Source organism: Flavobacterium micromati (assembly GCF_900129585.1).
Taxonomy (GTDB): domain Bacteria; phylum Bacteroidota; class Bacteroidia; order Flavobacteriales; family Flavobacteriaceae; genus Flavobacterium; species Flavobacterium micromati.
Genome location: NZ_FQWF01000005.1, coordinates 1 through 16,825 on the forward strand (window position 1 = coordinate 1; position 16,825 = coordinate 16,825).

13 protein-coding genes and 1 rRNA gene are annotated in these 16,825 nt (G+C 32.8%); 8 read left to right on the top strand and 6 right to left on the bottom strand.

All coding sequences use genetic code 11. The annotated features are described in order from the left end of the window. Both rrf and BUB42_RS06270 read left to right on the top strand, forming a co-directional pair. Nucleotides 1-96 (top strand): 5S ribosomal RNA (gene rrf / locus BUB42_RS06260); the annotation flags it as partial. A 500-nt stretch (nt 97-596) separates the two neighbouring features. Further along, nucleotides 597-2,222: an amidase gene (locus tag BUB42_RS06270; RefSeq protein WP_073018765.1), complete on the top strand. Its 1,626-nt coding sequence runs from the start codon at nt 597-599 to the stop codon at nt 2,220-2,222. Nucleotides 2,223-2,340: 118 nt separating this feature from the next. On the opposite strand, the gene msrB is transcribed toward BUB42_RS06270, so the two are convergent. After that, complete coding sequence (gene msrB / locus BUB42_RS06275; RefSeq protein ID WP_073018257.1) at nt 2,341-2,736, bottom strand: peptide-methionine (R)-S-oxide reductase MsrB; 396 nt, start codon at nt 2,734-2,736, stop codon at nt 2,341-2,343. Between the two features lie 74 nt (nt 2,737-2,810). Continuing rightward, nucleotides 2,811-3,674, bottom strand: a complete 864-nt coding sequence (locus BUB42_RS06280) for an alpha/beta hydrolase (RefSeq protein WP_073018259.1) — start codon at nt 3,672-3,674, stop codon at nt 2,811-2,813. A gap of 173 nt (nt 3,675-3,847) precedes the next feature. On the opposite strand from BUB42_RS06280, the gene BUB42_RS06285 reads away from it, so the two are divergent. The 6 genes from BUB42_RS06285 to BUB42_RS06310 all read left to right on the top strand — a co-directional run bounded on the left by BUB42_RS06285 (nt 3,848) and on the right by BUB42_RS06310 (nt 13,716). After that, nucleotides 3,848-5,269, top strand: coding sequence for a glycogen synthase (locus tag BUB42_RS06285; protein WP_073018261.1), 1,422 nt, complete (start codon nt 3,848-3,850; stop codon nt 5,267-5,269). Continuing rightward, nucleotides 5,266-6,546, top strand: coding sequence for a glucose-1-phosphate adenylyltransferase (locus tag BUB42_RS06290; RefSeq protein WP_073018263.1), 1,281 nt, complete (start codon nt 5,266-5,268; stop codon nt 6,544-6,546). The genes BUB42_RS06285 and BUB42_RS06290 overlap by 4 nt, the downstream gene beginning before the upstream one ends. 70 nt (nt 6,547-6,616) lie before the next feature. Continuing rightward, complete coding sequence (gene glgB, locus BUB42_RS06295) at nt 6,617-8,524, top strand: 1,4-alpha-glucan branching protein GlgB (RefSeq protein WP_073018265.1); 1,908 nt, start codon at nt 6,617-6,619, stop codon at nt 8,522-8,524. A 375-nt stretch (nt 8,525-8,899) separates the two neighbouring features. Next, the gene (locus tag BUB42_RS06300; RefSeq protein WP_073018267.1) at nt 8,900-11,299 is read left to right on the top strand and encodes a glycoside hydrolase family 31 protein; all 2,400 of its coding nucleotides are present in this window, start codon (nt 8,900-8,902) and stop codon (nt 11,297-11,299) included. Between the two features lie 86 nt (nt 11,300-11,385). Continuing rightward, nucleotides 11,386-12,198 (top strand): M48 family metallopeptidase, encoded by an 813-nt coding sequence (locus BUB42_RS06305; protein WP_073018269.1) that lies wholly within the window; start codon nt 11,386-11,388, stop codon nt 12,196-12,198. A gap of 192 nt (nt 12,199-12,390) precedes the next feature. Continuing rightward, nucleotides 12,391-13,716: an MFS transporter gene (locus BUB42_RS06310; RefSeq protein WP_073018271.1), complete on the top strand. Its 1,326-nt coding sequence runs from the start codon at nt 12,391-12,393 to the stop codon at nt 13,714-13,716. A 36-nt stretch (nt 13,717-13,752) separates the two neighbouring features. Here BUB42_RS06310 and BUB42_RS06315 read toward each other — a convergent pair whose 3' ends face one another. From BUB42_RS06315 to BUB42_RS06330, 4 genes are all read right to left on the bottom strand, one after another. After that, nucleotides 13,753-14,487: a head GIN domain-containing protein gene (locus tag BUB42_RS06315; protein WP_073018273.1), complete on the bottom strand. Its 735-nt coding sequence runs from the start codon at nt 14,485-14,487 to the stop codon at nt 13,753-13,755. 18 nt (nt 14,488-14,505) lie between these two features. Then, the gene (locus tag BUB42_RS06320; protein WP_244533891.1) at nt 14,506-15,591 is read right to left on the bottom strand and encodes a hypothetical protein; all 1,086 of its coding nucleotides are present in this window, start codon (nt 15,589-15,591) and stop codon (nt 14,506-14,508) included. Then, nucleotides 15,551-16,087 carry an anti-sigma factor gene (locus BUB42_RS06325; protein ID WP_073018276.1) on the bottom strand — a complete coding sequence of 179 codons (537 nt, stop codon included), beginning with the start codon at nt 16,085-16,087 and terminating at the stop codon, nt 15,551-15,553. The genes BUB42_RS06320 and BUB42_RS06325 overlap by 41 nt, the downstream gene beginning before the upstream one ends. A 97-nt stretch (nt 16,088-16,184) precedes the next feature. After that, on the bottom strand, nt 16,185-16,739 hold the full coding sequence (locus BUB42_RS06330) for an RNA polymerase sigma factor (protein ID WP_073018278.1): 555 nt from the start codon (nt 16,737-16,739) through the stop codon (nt 16,185-16,187). Nucleotides 16,740-16,825 lie beyond the last annotated feature (86 nt).

Below are 16,825 nucleotides of genomic sequence, written 5' to 3' on the forward strand. Positions count from 1 at the left end.
CGGCGGGGCTCACCTCTTCCCATCCCGAACAGAGTAGTTAAGCCCGCCTGCGCAGATGGTACTGCAGTTATGTGGGAGAGTATGTCGTCGCCTTTCTTTGAAAAACCCTTCATCTAACGATGAGGGGTTTTTTGTTTTATGCAGTGATATGGGAACCACGATAGCTATTTATCCAAAAGCTCTTCACTTGCGTGTGTTTACTGAAAAAGTTTTTTTAAAATTGTTGTCACTAAAAACGATGCTGAGCAATTATACTGTTTCTTCAAATCTTAGTAGATCAAAAAATACGGGATCGATCATTTATACAATATCTAAATCATTTTCCAATTTTTTTTAATCATGCCTTTGCGATCTACAAAGTTATTGACGAATTCAGATTTGTTTCCACATAGAATTAAGTAACAGGAAATTATCTTTAACTATATTTCATAAAAGTATCCATGCGACTTATAATTCAACTTACACACTACTAGAAAATGGAAAGCCTTTTTTGCTAATTTTTTTGATAGAATAAAATCTTGATGAATTAGGGAAAAATTCGTTTTTAAAAAGTACTTTAGTTGCAAGCTATTTTCCCAAAAAAAATTACTTTATTTATGAAAAGAAGATCTTTCTTAACCACTGCAACCTTAGCGTCTGCAGGTCTTACCACAATGTTAATTACAAGTTGCACCTCTAATTCTAAAAAAGACGAAGATGTAGTGCCTGGTACAGATTCAAATACAGTCTTTGAACTAGATGAAGAAACAATCAGTAGTCTGCGGAAGAAATTAAACTCTGGAGAATATACTTCACAACAATTAGTGCAATTATATTTAAAACGCATTGAGTCTATTGATCAAAACGGAGCGAAATTAAACTCAATTATTGAAATCAATCCTGAAGCAATTGCAATTGCTGTTGCAATGGATAAGGAATTAAAAGTAGGTACTAATCGAGGTCCTCTACACGGAATTCCAGTGCTAATAAAAGATAATATAGATACAGCCGATAAGATGCAAACTACTGCAGGATCTCTTGCTATGGTTGGTAATATTGCGTCAAAAGATGCATTTCTAGTCTCAAAACTTAGAGAGGCTGGAGCAATAATTATTGGAAAAACAAATTTGAGTGAATGGGCTAATTTTAGATCCACGCAATCGTCGTCTGGATGGAGTAGCAGGGGCGGACAGTCAAAAAATCCATATATTTTAGATCACAATCCATGTGGCTCTAGTGCAGGATCAGGTGTTGCAGTTTCGGCTAATCTTTGTGTAGTAGCTATTGGAACAGAAACAGATGGATCTATCGTTTGTCCGGCTTCAGTTAATGGAATAGTAGGCATAAAACCCACTGTAGGACTTGTCAGTCGGTCGGGAATCATTCCGATATCAAAAACACAAGATACCGCGGGGCCAATGGCAAGAACAGTTAGCGATGCGGCAATATTGCTAGGAATAATTGCTGGTGTTGATAAAGATGATGACGTCACTCTTGAAAGTGCGGATAAAGCAAAAAAAGATTACACGGTATTTTTAGATTTAAATGCCTTAAAAGGCAAACGCATTGGAATTGAAAAAAAACTACAAGGCACCAATAAAAATATTAATTTACTATTAGAAGATGCTATAAATTTATTAAAAAAACAAGGGGCAACTATCGTTGAGATTGAATACATCGAAAAAATTAATGCCTTAGGTCAAGCAGAATTTGAAGTACTGCAATATGAATTTAAAGATGGATTGAATAACTATCTTGCAATTAGTAATGCCAAAGTTAAAAATCTGTCCGAAGTTATCAACTTTAATAACGCTAACGAAGATAGTGCAATGCCATATTGTAAGCAAGAAACTTTAGAAAGTTCTAATGAGAAGAAAGGGCTTAATGATCCAAAATATGTGGAATCATTAATTGCTAGTTTTGAAGGTAGTAAAAGTATTCTAGACACTGTTTTTCAAGAGAATAAATTAGATGCTATCTGTGGAATCACGATGGGACCATCTTGCAGTATCGATGTAATTTATGGCGATAAATGGGGCAGTTATTCCTTAACATCGCCAGCAGCAATGAGCGGTTATCCGCACATTACTGTTCCATGCGGTCAAGTCTATGATTTACCTATCGGATTATCTTTTTTTGGAACACCTTATTCTGAAGGTGAGCTGATAGGTCTTGGATATGCTTATGAACAGGCTTCTCAGAAAAGGACAAAACCTTCCTTTAAAGCTTCGTTTTTGTCTTAGCTTCTATATAATTAAACTAGAATGGGTGAAAAGAATAATACTTTCACCCATTTTGATATTGTAGAAATTTATTTAAAATTTTTCAGCACTAAATGTCTGATAAACTTTTATTTTTAAATTATTCCTCTTCTTTAAAATCAACTGACAAAGAATTTACGCAGTACCTTTGCCCCGTTTTTGTCGGACCATCATCAAACACATGTCCTAAATGGCTTCCGCAGTTTGCACATAAAATTTCAGTTCGTTTCATTCCAAGAGTGACATCCGAGATGTATTCTACTTTTCCTGGAATTGAGTCATCAAATGAAGGCCAACCGCAGTGCGCATCAAATTTACTGTTACTTTCAAATAAATTTTCGCCACATGCTCCACAACAATAAGTTCCTTTTTCAAAATTGAGATTATATTTACCAGTATGCGGATATTCAGTTCCTTTCTTTCTAAGAATTCGGTATCGCTCTTCCCCTAATTCTGTTTTCCATTGCTCATCGGTTTTTGTGACAGGATATTTCATTTTTATTTTATTTTTAAGTTATGCTTTTACAGATAAAAGTACGAGCAGTTGCATTTAAATCAAAGTTTTAATTGTTATTTATTTGTAAACTGAACTATTTTTTTAATTACTGCGTCATTTCCTAATATTTTTCGGTGTCCTAACGCCTCGGTAAGCATGAGTTCACCATTTTTTAAATGCTTATGAATATTTATCCCAGCTTTTACCGGAACTTCAGGATCATTTTGATCGTGAATTACTAATACTGGAACAGTTGCTTGTGCAGCTGCTAAAAAAGCAGAATAATTGTTCATTTTTTCGTCATATTTTTTCTCGAAATGCAGACGCAAGAGAGTACCAATATTTGGATGTAATTCTAATTTTGCAACAAAATCATCAATTATATCTTCTACCACATCGCCACTTCCGATAACAATTGCTTTATTTACTTTTAAACCTTTTTTCATGGCGTTTAAAACCGACATACCTCCTAATGAATGACCAATCGCAACATCAAATGGCCCTGATTGTTTATTAATCTCTAAAATTATCGAAATAAAATCAGTCATAATACTCATTTTACCTGGTGACTTTCCATGGCCTGGAGCATCAAAGCTTATAGTTGAATATCCCATCTTGATCAGCTCATCGGCTATTTTATACAATTGCGTTCCTCGTCCTGACCAGCCATGCACTAGCAAAATTTTTTTTTCGCTAATTCCGTACTGATATATATTAATTTGTTTGTTTATTGCAGGAATATTGATCATTTTTTGAACGCTTTTGTGATCCATTCCCAATTCTCTTTTGGGAATTTTATGTCTTATGGGAGTAGTAAATAATTTTGCTGCAAAAAGAGTTACTAGCTTAGGCGAAATAAAAGAGATTAATTTACTAGTAATTATAATAATTTTCGGAATCTTTAATGATTGGGTGTGTATAGAGGTTTTTTTTGTCATTTTGATAATTTTTTTAACATGTATTTAAGTTGGATTTTTTTTACTAAATTTAGAAAACATAAAAGTAGTATTTTTTCGTAAAGATTTTTGTGAGCACTTGTATAATGTGCAAAATTTTAAAATTGAAAGAAAGAATACAATTGGAATTAATGATAAATAATATACTTTAGAAAATGGAAATATTTCATATTAGTGCCGAATGTTATCCAGTTGCTAAGGTAGGAGGTTTAGCAGATGTTGTAGGAGCCCTGCCTAAATATCAAAGCAATGCTGGACATCGAGTGCGGGTAATAATCCCTTGTTATGAAACGAAATTCAAAAAAGAAAATGAATTTGAATGTGTGCACTGGGGAGAAGTGAAATTAGGTAATTTTAATTTTCCTTTTAGCGTTTTAAAAGAGAAAACTGATAAATTAGGCTTTGAACTATACTTAATTGCAATTTCAGATTTATTTGATCGAAATGAAGTTTACGGTTATCAAGATGATATTGAGCGGTTCGTATCCTTCCAAATCGCAGCATTAGACTGGATCATTGGTCGAGAAGATAATCCAGATGTTATAAATTGTCATGATCATCATACAGGACTGATCCCTTTTATGATGTTGTACTGTAATAAATTTCGTAGATTAAAGAATGTACCATCCATGATTACAATTCACAATGGATTATATCAAGGACAATTTGGTTTTGATAAGTTGTATTATTTACCTGAATTTGATTTGGCTAATGTAAAAGTATTGGAGTGGGATAATTGCATTAATTCATTGGCTGTAGCTATCAAATGTGCTTGGGCAGTAACTACGGTTTCTCCTAGCTATTTAAATGAAATTAATTATTCTTCTAACGGTTTGGAATCATTATTTAATATGGTGCGCTACAAATCTAAAGGAATTTTAAACGGTATTGACATCGAAGTTTGGGATCCTGCAAATGACCAAATGCTGAAGAAGGGTTACTCAATTAAAAATTTTGAAAAGGGAAAACAAGAAAATAAAGAAAAATTGTGCAAGCTTTTTGATTTAGATCCTACCAAACCTCTTTTTAGTTTTATTGGCAGATTGTTAGAAGAAAAGGGAGCTGATTTATTACCACAAGCAGCTGCTTTGGCACTATCCGAGAATTATAAACAGATTAATATTTTAATTTTAGGTTCTGGTAATACTCCTATCGAAAATCAATTGAATAGTTTACTTCAAGATTATAAAGGCAATTACAATACGTTCATTGGTTATAATGAAGAATTAGCGCATGTAATTTATGCCGGTTCTGATTTTTTATTAATGCCATCAAGAGTGGAACCTTGTGGCTTAAATCAAATGTATTCCTTGCGTTATGGAACTATTCCTATTGTAAGAAGGACAGGCGGATTAAAAGACACTGTATTTGATTTTGGTGATGATGGTAATGGGATTTGTCATGACCAGGCAAGCGTGGGAGATATTTGCTACTCTATTCAACGGGCCACGAAGTTGTATGACGATAAAAAACTGCTTAGTACAATAAGAATAAAAGGAATGAAAACTGACCATTCATGGGAGCATGTATGCCAGGAATATATAGAAATGTATAAACTAATAATCAACAAAAAATGAAAGCTAAAAAGAAAAATGTAATTGCAATTATCCTTGGTGGTGGACAAGGATCAAGATTATATCCTTTAACCCAAACAAGGTCGAAACCTGCGGTGCCAATAGGGGGAAAATATAGATTAGTAGACATTCCTATTTCTAATTGCATGAATTCAGATATTTATAGGATGTTTGTTTTAACTCAGTTCAATTCAGCTTCTTTGAATGCTCATATAAAAAATACTTACAATTTCAGTATTTTTAGCCATGCTTTTGTTGATATTCTTGCTGCAGAACAAACTCCAGATGATCCAAGTTGGTTTCAGGGCACTGCCGACGCGGTAAGGCAATGCATGCCACACTTCCTTAATCATGATTTTGATTATGCTTTGATTCTTTCTGGAGATCAATTGTATCAAATGGATTTTAACGACATGTTAGAAGAACACATTAAAAGAGAGGCCGATATTACTATTGCGACTTTGCCAGTTAATGCAAAAGATGCTCCTGAATTTGGGATTCTAAAAACAGACTCAGATAGCTGTGTTAAATCGTTTATTGAAAAACCCAAAAAAGAATTACTGCCAGATTGGGAATCAGATGTTAGCGAGCAGATGAAAAGTGAAGGGAAACACTATTTAGCTTCAATGGGAATATATATATTCAACAAAAAACTATTGATAGATATTATGTCCAATAAAGACACCAAAGATTTTGGTAAAGAAATTATTCCGCAAGCCGTTGGTCATAAAAAAATCTTGAGCTATCAATATGAAGGATATTGGACCGATATCGGAAATATTGAATCCTTTTTTGAGGCAAATATTGGACTTACAGAGGATTTACCTAAATTCAATTTATTTGATAACGACAATAAAATATTTACCAGACCACGATTATTACCCCCGTCCAAATTTCAAAAAACAATCATTGATAAATCGTTAATTTCTGAAGGTTGTATCCTAAATGCCAAAGAAATAAATAACTCTGTAATTGGGATTCGATCGAGAATAGGTGAGGGAACTATTATCCAGAATTGTTACATAATGGGTAATGATTTGTATCAAAATATCGATGAAATGACCGAAGATATTAAAAATGGACGCTATTTAGTAGGTATTGGTGAACGTTGCTTTATAAATAATGCGTTGGTAGATAAAAATTGCAGAATTGGTAATGATGTGTACATTGATGGAGGAAATCATTTGGAAGACTTTTCAAATGAATTGTATGCTATTAAAGATGGTATCGTGGTCATCAAAAAAGGAGCCATAATTCCAGATAATTACATGATAAAATAAATTTCTAAACTATTTTCTCATCAATTACTATTTTGTTTATTAAATAAGAATATAATTATACGATTGTTATATGGCTACAGTTATCCCTCATTCCTTATTTACCAACTTTGATATTGATTTATTTAAGTCGGGAAAACATTTCCGACTATATGAAAAGCTGGGAGCGCATCTTATTACCGTTGATGGAGTAGAGGGCGTTTACTTTGCGGTTTGGGCTCCTACAGCACAGTCGGTTTCTGTGGTTGGAGATTTTAATTTTTGGACTTTTGGCGATCATCAATTGGAAGTTCGATGGGATTCCTCAGGAATATGGGAAGGTTTTATTCCAAATATAAAAAAAGGAACTATCTACAAGTATAAAATTCAGTCAAATAACGACGGAATTATCACTGAAAAAGCAGATCCATTTGCTTTTTATTGCGAAAAGCCGCCGTATACGGCATCAGTGGTTTGGGATTTAGAGTACAAATGGAAAGATTCTAAATGGATGGAAAAGCGACAAGATCAAAACGGACTTGGTAAACCTTTTTCTGTTTACGAGATACATTTAGGGTCTTGGAAACGCCATGGGGAAGACAATCGGTTTTTAACGTATTTAGAATTTGCTGAAGATTTAGTAAATTATATTACGGAGACTGGTTTTACACATGTTGAGTTTATGCCTATTATGGAATATCCTTACGATCCTTCCTGGGGTTATCAACTAGTAGGTTATTTTGCACCCACATCACGTTTTGGCAATCCACAGGAATTTATGTTTTTAGTAGATCAATTGCATAAGGCAGGAATTGGAGTAATTTTAGATTGGGTTCCTTCCCATTTTCCCGATGACGCACATGGTTTAGGATTTTTTGATGGCTCTAATTTATATGAACATCCAGATAGAAGAAAGGGTTATCATCCTGATTGGAAAAGTTTAGTTTTTAATTATGGACGAAATGAAGTTCGGTCATTTTTGATTAGTAATGCTCTTTTTTGGTTGGATTATTACCATGCTGATGCATTGCGTGTAGATGCTGTTGCATCAATGCTATATTTAGATTATTCTCGAAAGGAAGGAGAATGGGAACCAAATATTTATGGCGGAAGAGAGAATCTAGAAACGATTAGTTTTTTGAAGGACTTTAATGAAGCTGTTTACTCTAATTATGAAGGGGTGCAAACTATTGCCGAAGAAAGTACTTCTTTCCCGATGGTTTCGCGGCCTACCTCTATTGGGGGTTTAGGTTTTGGAATGAAATGGATGATGGGCTGGATGCACGACACTTTAGAATATTTTCAGAAGGACACGGTTTACAGAAAGTATCATCAAAACGATCTAACCTTCTCGATGACCTACATGTTCTCAGAAAATTTTATGTTACCACTTTCTCATGATGAAGTTGTTTATGGAAAAAAATCAATTGCTGGTAGAATGCCAGGCGACGAATGGCAGAAATTTGCCAATTTAAGATTACTGTATGGCTATATGTTTATGCATCCTGGGACAAAATTATTGTTTATGGGAAGTGAATTTGGTCAAAGTAGCGAATGGAATTTTGAAGGTAGTTTGGACTGGCATTTATTACAATACCCTATTCACGAAGGTGTTAAAAAATTAATTACTGATCTCAATTATTTGTATAAAAACCAGCCTGCGCTTTATGAAAAACAGTTTAGTCCCGAAGGTTTTGAATGGATCAATTATTCTGATCATCAAAATGCAGTAATTTCATTTATTAGAAAGGGAAATAATTCTAAAGAGGATATTATTGTAGTTTGCAACTTTACGCAAATTACTCGAGAAAATTATAGAATCGGAGTACCTAGAAACGGAAAACTGACTGAAATTTTAAATAGTGATGCAAAGGTTTACGGCGGAAGCGGCGTTTTCAATGTTAATGAAATTTTGATCGAAGCATTGCCTTACGACGGAAGAGATTATTCAGCGGCATTGATTTTAGCACCTTTAAGTGTAAGCGTTTTTAGAATTAAATAATTTCTTCAGGAAGATATTTTTTTTAAATAAAGAGATTCTAAGCTTAGAGATTTTTAGTAAATAAAAAGGTTTGGGTTTTTTGAGGATTGTTTCAATGCTATTAAAGTAAATGTAATCTCTTAAAATTGATATTAATTGCTCATATCATTTAAATCTCAATGTTATAAAAACAAAACAATTTGTTACAAGGCTAAATCTTCTTCTTTCCAGATAACTACTATTGACAGTAATGACATAAATAAAACAATTTTATTATTGATTTTGTCTTATAAGCTGCTAAAACGTTTTCGTTAATTAAATACTGTTAAACCACTGTGCACGAAGTATTTTTGTATTTTTGACAACTTAAATTTAATAAAAATAACATCAATAATAATGATCACAAATACTGAATTAGAATATAAAGGTGATTTATATCCCTCAAAAATAGTTTCATTTGAGCATGACTCCGATTCCATTAGTTTTTACACCAATAAAAGCGTAATATTAAAAGTGACTGTACTAAGAGATAGTTTGATACGATTCAGGTTTACAACTAAAGGCTATTTCAGCAAAGATTTTTCTTATGCTATTGATAAGGGCCACAGTCATGGTTACAATTTTTTAGAAGTAACAGAAGAGGACGATTATTATCAGATCCAAACAAGTAAAGTAAAGTGCAAAATTCAAAAGGCAGATATGAGACTCTGTATTTATGATTTGGAGGAGAATATTATTTTAGAAGATGAACTGGGTTTTCACTGGGAAGAAAGTTACGAATATGGTGGGAATATTGTAAAAATGAGTAAAGCTTCAAAAGAAGGCGAGTGCTTTTACGGACTTGGTGATAAAGCAACTCAACTAAATCTAAAAGGAAAACGACTAGAAAATTTTGCGACTGATCAATATGCGTATCAAAAGGATCAAGAACCGTTGTATAAAGTAGTTCCGTTTTATATTGGTCTGCGTAACAAAAAGTCTTATGGGATTTTCTTTGATAACACCTTTAGAACCTATTTTGATTTTTGTCATGAAAGACGAAATGTAACAAGCTTCTGGGCTGAAGGTGGTGAAATGAATTACTATTTTATTTACGGTCCTCAAATGGAAGATGTTGTTACAACCTATACTCACCTTACTGGAAAACCAGAGCTACCGCCACTTTGGGCTTTAGGTTATCACCAATGTAAATGGAGCTACTATCCAGAAAGTAATTTAAAGGAAGTTGCAGCTAAATTTAGAGAACTAAAAATTCCTTGCGATGCACTGTATTTAGACATTGATTATATGGAAGGTTTTCGATGTTTTACATGGAACAAAGAATATTTTCCAGATCCAAAAAGAATGGTAACTGAATTAGCCGAGGATGGCTTTAAAACCGTGGTTATTATTGATCCAGGAATAAAAATTGACAAGGGATATTCAATTTATAAAGAAGCTTTAGAAAAAGATTACTTCTGTAAAAGAGCTGATGGACCTTACATGAAAGGAAAAGTATGGCCTGGAGAATGTAATTTTCCTGATTACACAAATCCAGAGGTTAGAGAATGGTGGGCTGGATTATTTAAGGAATTAATTTCAGATATTGGTGTAAAAGGAGTTTGGAATGATATGAATGAACCAGCTGTAATGGAGGTTCCAAATAAAACATTCCCTATGGATGTGCGACATGATTATGATGGAAACCCTTGTAGTCATAGAAAAGCGCATAACATTTATGGGACTCAAATGGCAAGAGCTACGTATCATGGTGTTAAAAGATTTGCTTATCCAAAAAGACCTTTTGTAATTACAAGATCAGCGTATGCGGGTGCTCAACGTTACACATCCTCTTGGACAGGTGATAATGTGGCCACTTGGGAACATTTATGGATAGCAAATATTCAAGTGCAACGTCTGTCAATCTCAGGAATGGGTTTCACTGGCTCCGATATAGGTGGATTTGCGGAGCAGCCTTCCGGCGAATTATACGCGCGATGGATTCAATTAGGTGTTTTCCATCCCTTTTGTCGAACGCATTCTTCCGGCGATCATGGTGATCAAGAACCTTGGGCCTTTGATGAAGAAGTAATTGATATCACTAGAAAATTTGTCAATTTGAGATATCAATTATTACCCTATTTATACACTATGTTTTGGCAATATATTGAAAAAGGAATTCCGATGCTAAAACCGTTGGTTTATTTTGACCAGGACGACATACAAACTCATTATCGAAATGACGAGTTTATTTTTGGAAACCAAATTTTAGTTTGTCCTATTTTAGAACCTAACTCACTAGGACGTAGAATGTATATTCCAAGGGGCGAATGGTATAACTATTGGACAAATGAAGCTGTAAAAGGTGGGAAAGAAATTTGGGTAGACACGAAATTTGATGAAATTCCAATTTTTATAAAAGCGGGAGCGATCATTCCAAAATATCCCGTTCAACAATATGTAGGCGAATTGGAATTTGAAGAATTAACATTAGATTTATATTACAAACACGGTCAAGAAAAGTCAGAGGTTTACGAAGATGCCCAAGATGGTTACGATTATAAAAAGGGACGATATAGTTTTTTATCATTTAAAACGACAGGGAAAGAAAACGAACTTTTTATCCAGTTGCATAAAGACGGAAAATTTGATACTAATTATTCGAAATATAAAATTAATCTGATTGGATTACCCTTTAAAATACAAACGATTGAAATTGATAATGTTGAAGTTGCTTTTGATAAAAATACTTTAGAAAATGAAAATTATTTGTTAGTTAATAAAGACTTTAATGCCTTACACTTCATGGGAGAATAACAATAAAGTTTAAACATTTACTTGTAATTATGTAAAATGTTAGGTTTTTAAAACTTGTATATTTGTTCTTAATTTAAATTAAAATCATGAAAAAACAGATACTATTGGGAATAGTTACAATTAGTGTACTATTCTCTTGCGCAACAAATCCGATAACAGGTAAAAAAAGTTTGAATTTTGTTTCAAATAACGAATTGTTTCCATCAGCATTTCAGCAGTATGGTGCCTTCTTAAAAGAAAATAAAGTTGTTACAGGAACTGCCGATGCTAAGAAAGTTGAGATTATTGGTATAAAGATTAAGAACGCTGCTGAAAAATACTTAACTTATTTAGGACAGGCAGAATATTTAAAAGATTATCGCTGGGAATATAAATTAATTGATAGTAAAGAAGTAAACGCTTGGTGTATGCCAGGAGGAAAAATAGTAGTATATTCTGGTATTTTGCCTATCACTCAAAATGATGCAGGATTAGCAACTGTAATGGGACATGAAGTTTCTCATGCATTGGCAAACCATGGAGCACAAAGAATGAGTGCCGCGCAATTACAGCAATTAGGTGCAGTGGGAGTTGCTGCTGCTACCGGAGGTAAAAGTGCGCAGACACAACAAATTTGGAATCAAGCTTACGGATTGACTTCGCAATATGGTGCGATGCTACCTTTTAGTAGAGGTCACGAGACAGAGGCTGATAAAATAGGTTTGACATTAATGGCAATTGCAGGATATAACGTAGATGAATCTATTAATTTTTGGTCAAGAATGTCTTCACAATCAGGTGGTCAAGCACCGCCAGAATTTATGAGTACGCACCCATCTGATGCTACAAGAATTGCAAATTTAAAATCATTAATTCCAGAAGCTAAGGCAATGGCTGCTAAAGTTGGTATACTCAGATAATACTTTCCTGTTTTAAGATTTACAAAGGACTATTTTCGAAAAGAAATAGTCCTTTTTCCGTAAACAGAATAAAATATAATTATTGTAATTCATAAAACGTACAATTATTTATTATAACGTTGTCTTTTAGCTAACAAAAAGATCTAATTATTTAGATTAATTTAGATAAATTCGCACCATAAAAAATAACTTATGGCTGATTTACCGAAAGGGAGTAAAAAATTATTAAATGCATGGGCCTTTTATGATTGGGCTAATTCTGTTTATACACTTACAATAGCATCAGCAATTTTCCCAATTTTTTATGAAGCATTATTTTCAGATAGAAGTCATTACATTGCTGTTTTTGGTTTTAATTTAAAAAACTCCGCATTAATCAGTTTTGTTACCGCAGCAGCATTCCTACTAGTTTCAATTTTATCTCCTTTACTATCAGGAATTGCCGATTATGTTGGTAACAAAAAATCATTCATGAAATTTTTCTGTTACATAGGTGCATTATCATGTGTGGCTCTATACTGGTTTAATCTTGAAAATATATATGTTGGCTTGTCTTTCTATTTCTTTGGATTGATTGGATATTGGGGAAGTTTAGTATTTTATAATTCCTATTTACCTGATATAGCTTTTGTAGAACAGCAAGATAAAATTAGTGCCAAAGGATATTCAATGGGATATATTGGAAGTGTTCTACTTTTGCTTATTAACTTATCGATGATAATGAAACCAAAACTCTTTGGAATCACAGGTACAGACGGAGAAGCTGCCATGAAAGCCATGCGATATTCATTTATAATGGTAGGTGTCTGGTGGGTTCTTTTTAGTCAATATTCTTACTACTTTTTACCAAAAGGAAATAAAAAAACCGATAATAAAGTAACGCATCATGTCATTTTTAATGGATTTAATGAATTAAAGAAAGTTTGGACTTTGCTTAAAGCAAATATTCCTCTTAAACGTTATTTAGGAAGTTTTTTTGTTTCAACCATGGCGGTACAAACTGCGATGCTCGTTGCGACCTACTTTGGAGCTCAAGAAATTTCATGGTCGTCAAAAGAGGAAAGCACAATTGGTCTAATCGTATGTATTTTATTAATACAACTAGTTGCAGTTTTAGGAGCTTTTTTGACGTCTAGAGCTTCCGCAAAATTTGGAAATATACCAACCTTGATTTTCATAAATAGTTTTTGGATCATACTTTGTGCTGGATCATTTTTTATTACTAAACCTATTGAGTTTTACATTATGGCAAGTTTAGTAGGTCTTGTGATGGGAGGAATTCAATCGTTGTCTCGTTCCACTTATTCTAAACTTTTACCTGAAACTAACGATACTGCGTCCTTTTTTAGTTTTTATGACGTAGCCGAAAAAATAGGAATTGTTATAGGAATGATGGTTTACGGAATAATTGACCAAGTGACGGGCAGTCCTAGATTTGGAATCGCATCTTTAGCGTTATTTTTTATCGTAGCAGTGATCCTTTTAAATAGAATACCAAAAAAAGCTGTTTTAAATTAATAAAACAGCTTTTCTAAATTATAAATGTTTGAATATTTACGATTTTGTAATACTACCTGAACCAGTGACTTTAGTGTCTTTTTTTTGTGGTTCCCCATTGTATTTAATTCCACCAGAACCAGTAACTCTAGCATAAAGACTTTCAGAGCACGAAACTGCATTATCTCCTGATCCAGACACACTCGCATTAGCATTTTTGGACATCAACTTTGAAGCATCTATATCTCCTGAACCGCCGACCTCACTTGAAATATTTTCTGTTTTTCCAGAAAGATTAATATCTCCAGATCCAGTCAAATTTGCATTCACATCAGTTGCTTCTATTTCTAAATCCATATTACCTGAGCCAGTTAATTTAGCAGTGAAGCTTTTAGACCTTATTGCGTTTTTTGTAATCACATCACCTGATCCGGTCAATGAAACTTGATTAATACTTTCAAACGGGACAACTATTACAATACCTTTTCCTATACTTGTGCTGATGGACTTGTTTTTTTCGGTGTAGATTTTTAGAATCTGATCAATAACTTCGATTTTGATAAAAGGTAATAAATTTTCTTCTCCTTTTACAGTTATTGATCCTTCAGTTCCAGCAATTAGCTCTACATCAAAAAAACCAGTAACAGCAATTTTTTCATAAGTTGCCGTAACTCTTTTTTCAGAAATAACATTTCCATTTCCCTTGATCTTTTGATTTGAAGACCATTGCGCCCGAGTAATATTTGATACCAATAAAGTACAAATAATAATTAATTGAATTGATTTTTTCATGATGAAATTAATTAATGATTAGTGATTTTTAGTTAATGTTACATTGCCGTAGTCTGAAACGATAGTAAGATTGTTAAGACCTTTCTTTTTATAAAATCCGTTGTATTTTTTAGAGTTTGAAACTTCTTCTTTTGAATAAAAGTCTAATTCATTATCAAATTTAAAATTCGCATATTTCAACGATATATTGAAATCAAAAGCGAAATTGGGAGCAAATCCTATAGTAATTCCTGTATATTCTGAAGTAATTGCTACTTTGTTTGCGCGCGTATTGATTGAATCAATTTTTAACGAACTGTATTTTGTATTTAGTTTTAAAGAATTAAAAATTTCTCCTAATCGAATGGTCAGATAATTTCCAGATGCATCTAAAGTTTTAATATTTTTAATATTAATTTTGCCATACTTGCTGTTATATTTAAGGAAATCACATTCCATTATTTCTACATCTGTATAATCGGAAATTAAATCAAGCTTATCGATTTCGATGATCTTTAAATTTGAATATTTGGCATTGATTATTCCAGTTTTTATAAATGCAATGACCGAATTAGAACAATAATCCATTTGGATACTGCTACTATTCCATAATTTACCTAAAGTCACTTTTCCATATTTACATTTTATATCGACATTTCCATAAAGATCAGTTGTAATTATATTGCCATATTTATTGCTGAGTTGAACACTCCCATTTTTTGGGATTTTAAGAATATAATTGATCTCGAAGCTATTATTTCGACCTTGATTTTGATATCCCGAATTTCCTAAAATAGTGGTTGCAGAAATCATTGCTTTCAGTGCATTGATATCAACATCAATATCATCTAAACGTTGATTGACCCACTTTTCATTATTACCACTAACTTTAATAATAATGTCAAGCTCTATTTTATCTTCGTTCCATGTTGTAACAGTAATGCTACCATAAGAATTGTTTACAGCAACGGTCGCATCCGAATTAACTATGTAAGCTTTATTGATACTTTTTTGCTTTGAATAATTAAAATCATTTTCAACTGAAAATCCTAAAATTGGAATTAACAGAAACAAAATCAGGTCTTTATATTGTCTTTTCATCAGGTAAATGCATTGATTGTTCATTTTTTTCAATATGTTGCAGCACGGTTTGCAAGAAAGATATTCGAGTTTGAAGATTACTTAGCATTGCAAAAATGATTTGTTTGTTTTCCCCATTAGTTTCCAATTCTTTTATTATTTTTTCATAATCTTGATCCAAGACCTTCATTTGCTTTAAAGCGTCAACAATTATTCTTTTGTTTTCCGGACTTTTTTTACCGTTTAATTTTTCTAATTCTTTATTGATTATAACTGTAAAAATTGAATCGGTTTGCTTTGTTTCTTTGGAAGCAAATTGAAGTTCGCTTGATTTATCATCTTCATTGTAAATCAATGAAATTCCTAACAAAAGTACTATTGAAGCCGCAATTGCCAATGGTAATAACTTTGAAATGGATCGCTTTTTAACTATTAATTTACTTTGAAAACGTTGCTTATGACCGGTACTAAGTTCTTCAATGTCCCACTGCTGGTTAAACTTTTCAAATAAAGTATCTAATTTTTCATTGTCTTTTTTCATCTGTAAATAATATTTGTTTTTTATTGGTCCCGGAGGATTCGGGAGGAATTCGCATATCTTCATCGGTGTTTGCGACCAAATTTAGGTGATACTCATTTCATAATTCCTCTAATTTTTTTCGTAACGATTCTTTAGCTCTGCTCAATGTTGTTCGACAATTTGCATAGCTAATATTCAAAATTTCACTAATTTCTTGTGAGTCGTAGCCTTCGATGTAAAACAATGTCAAAACCATTCGATAATTGTATTTTAGTGCATTTATGCTCTCTAAAATTTGTTTAATTTTTAATTCATTAAACGAATTACTTTCTGTTACATCAGCAGTCACTTCTTCAATTTTATAAACTGCAGATTCAAAGTCTTCTGACTTAAATCGGTTGTTTCTTTTGTAAAAATCAATACTACAGTTCACAATAATTCGTTTTAACCATGCTCCAAAAACTACTTCTTGTTTGTAATCATTGATCTTAGTAAATGCTTTCAAAAAACCTTCCTGCATGACATCCTCAGCAAAATGGGCGTCTTTTACAATTCTAAATGAAACATTGTACATTGATTTTGCATAGCGATTGTAAATCTCGCCTTGCGCTTTTTGATTTTTCTGCTTGCAAAGCAAAATCAGTTCGTCGATATTATAATGGTTTGGATTCAAGCAGTTATTACTAGTTTATTTTAAAGACTGGGTTTTATTTCTTTTGTTACAGTTTTTAAAATTAAACTTTATTTTCTGCAATAAGT

Excerpts from the sequence above, each read along its gene's own strand:
- BUB42_RS06310 (WP_073018271.1), top strand. The coding sequence starts at position 12,391 with ATGGCTGATTTACCGAAAGGGAGTAAAAAATTATTAAATGCATGGGCC.
- BUB42_RS06285 (WP_073018261.1), top strand. The coding sequence starts at position 3,848 with ATGGAAATATTTCATATTAGTGCCGAATGTTATCCAGTTGCTAAGGTA.
- BUB42_RS06315 (WP_073018273.1), bottom strand. The coding sequence starts at position 14,487 with ATGAAAAAATCAATTCAATTAATTATTATTTGTACTTTATTGGTATCA.
- msrB (WP_073018257.1), bottom strand. The coding sequence starts at position 2,736 with ATGAAATATCCTGTCACAAAAACCGATGAGCAATGGAAAACAGAATTA.
- BUB42_RS06325 (WP_073018276.1), bottom strand. The coding sequence starts at position 16,087 with ATGAAAAAAGACAATGAAAAATTAGATACTTTATTTGAAAAGTTTAAC.
- BUB42_RS06270 (WP_073018765.1), top strand. The coding sequence starts at position 597 with ATGAAAAGAAGATCTTTCTTAACCACTGCAACCTTAGCGTCTGCAGGT.
- glgB (WP_073018265.1), top strand. The coding sequence starts at position 6,617 with ATGGCTACAGTTATCCCTCATTCCTTATTTACCAACTTTGATATTGAT.
- BUB42_RS06320 (WP_244533891.1), bottom strand. The coding sequence starts at position 15,591 with ATGAACAATCAATGCATTTACCTGATGAAAAGACAATATAAAGACCTG.
- BUB42_RS06280 (WP_073018259.1), bottom strand. The coding sequence starts at position 3,674 with ATGACAAAAAAAACCTCTATACACACCCAATCATTAAAGATTCCGAAA.
- BUB42_RS06300 (WP_073018267.1), top strand. The coding sequence starts at position 8,900 with ATGATCACAAATACTGAATTAGAATATAAAGGTGATTTATATCCCTCA.
- BUB42_RS06290 (WP_073018263.1), top strand. The coding sequence starts at position 5,266 with ATGAAAGCTAAAAAGAAAAATGTAATTGCAATTATCCTTGGTGGTGGA.
- BUB42_RS06305 (WP_073018269.1), top strand. The coding sequence starts at position 11,386 with ATGAAAAAACAGATACTATTGGGAATAGTTACAATTAGTGTACTATTC.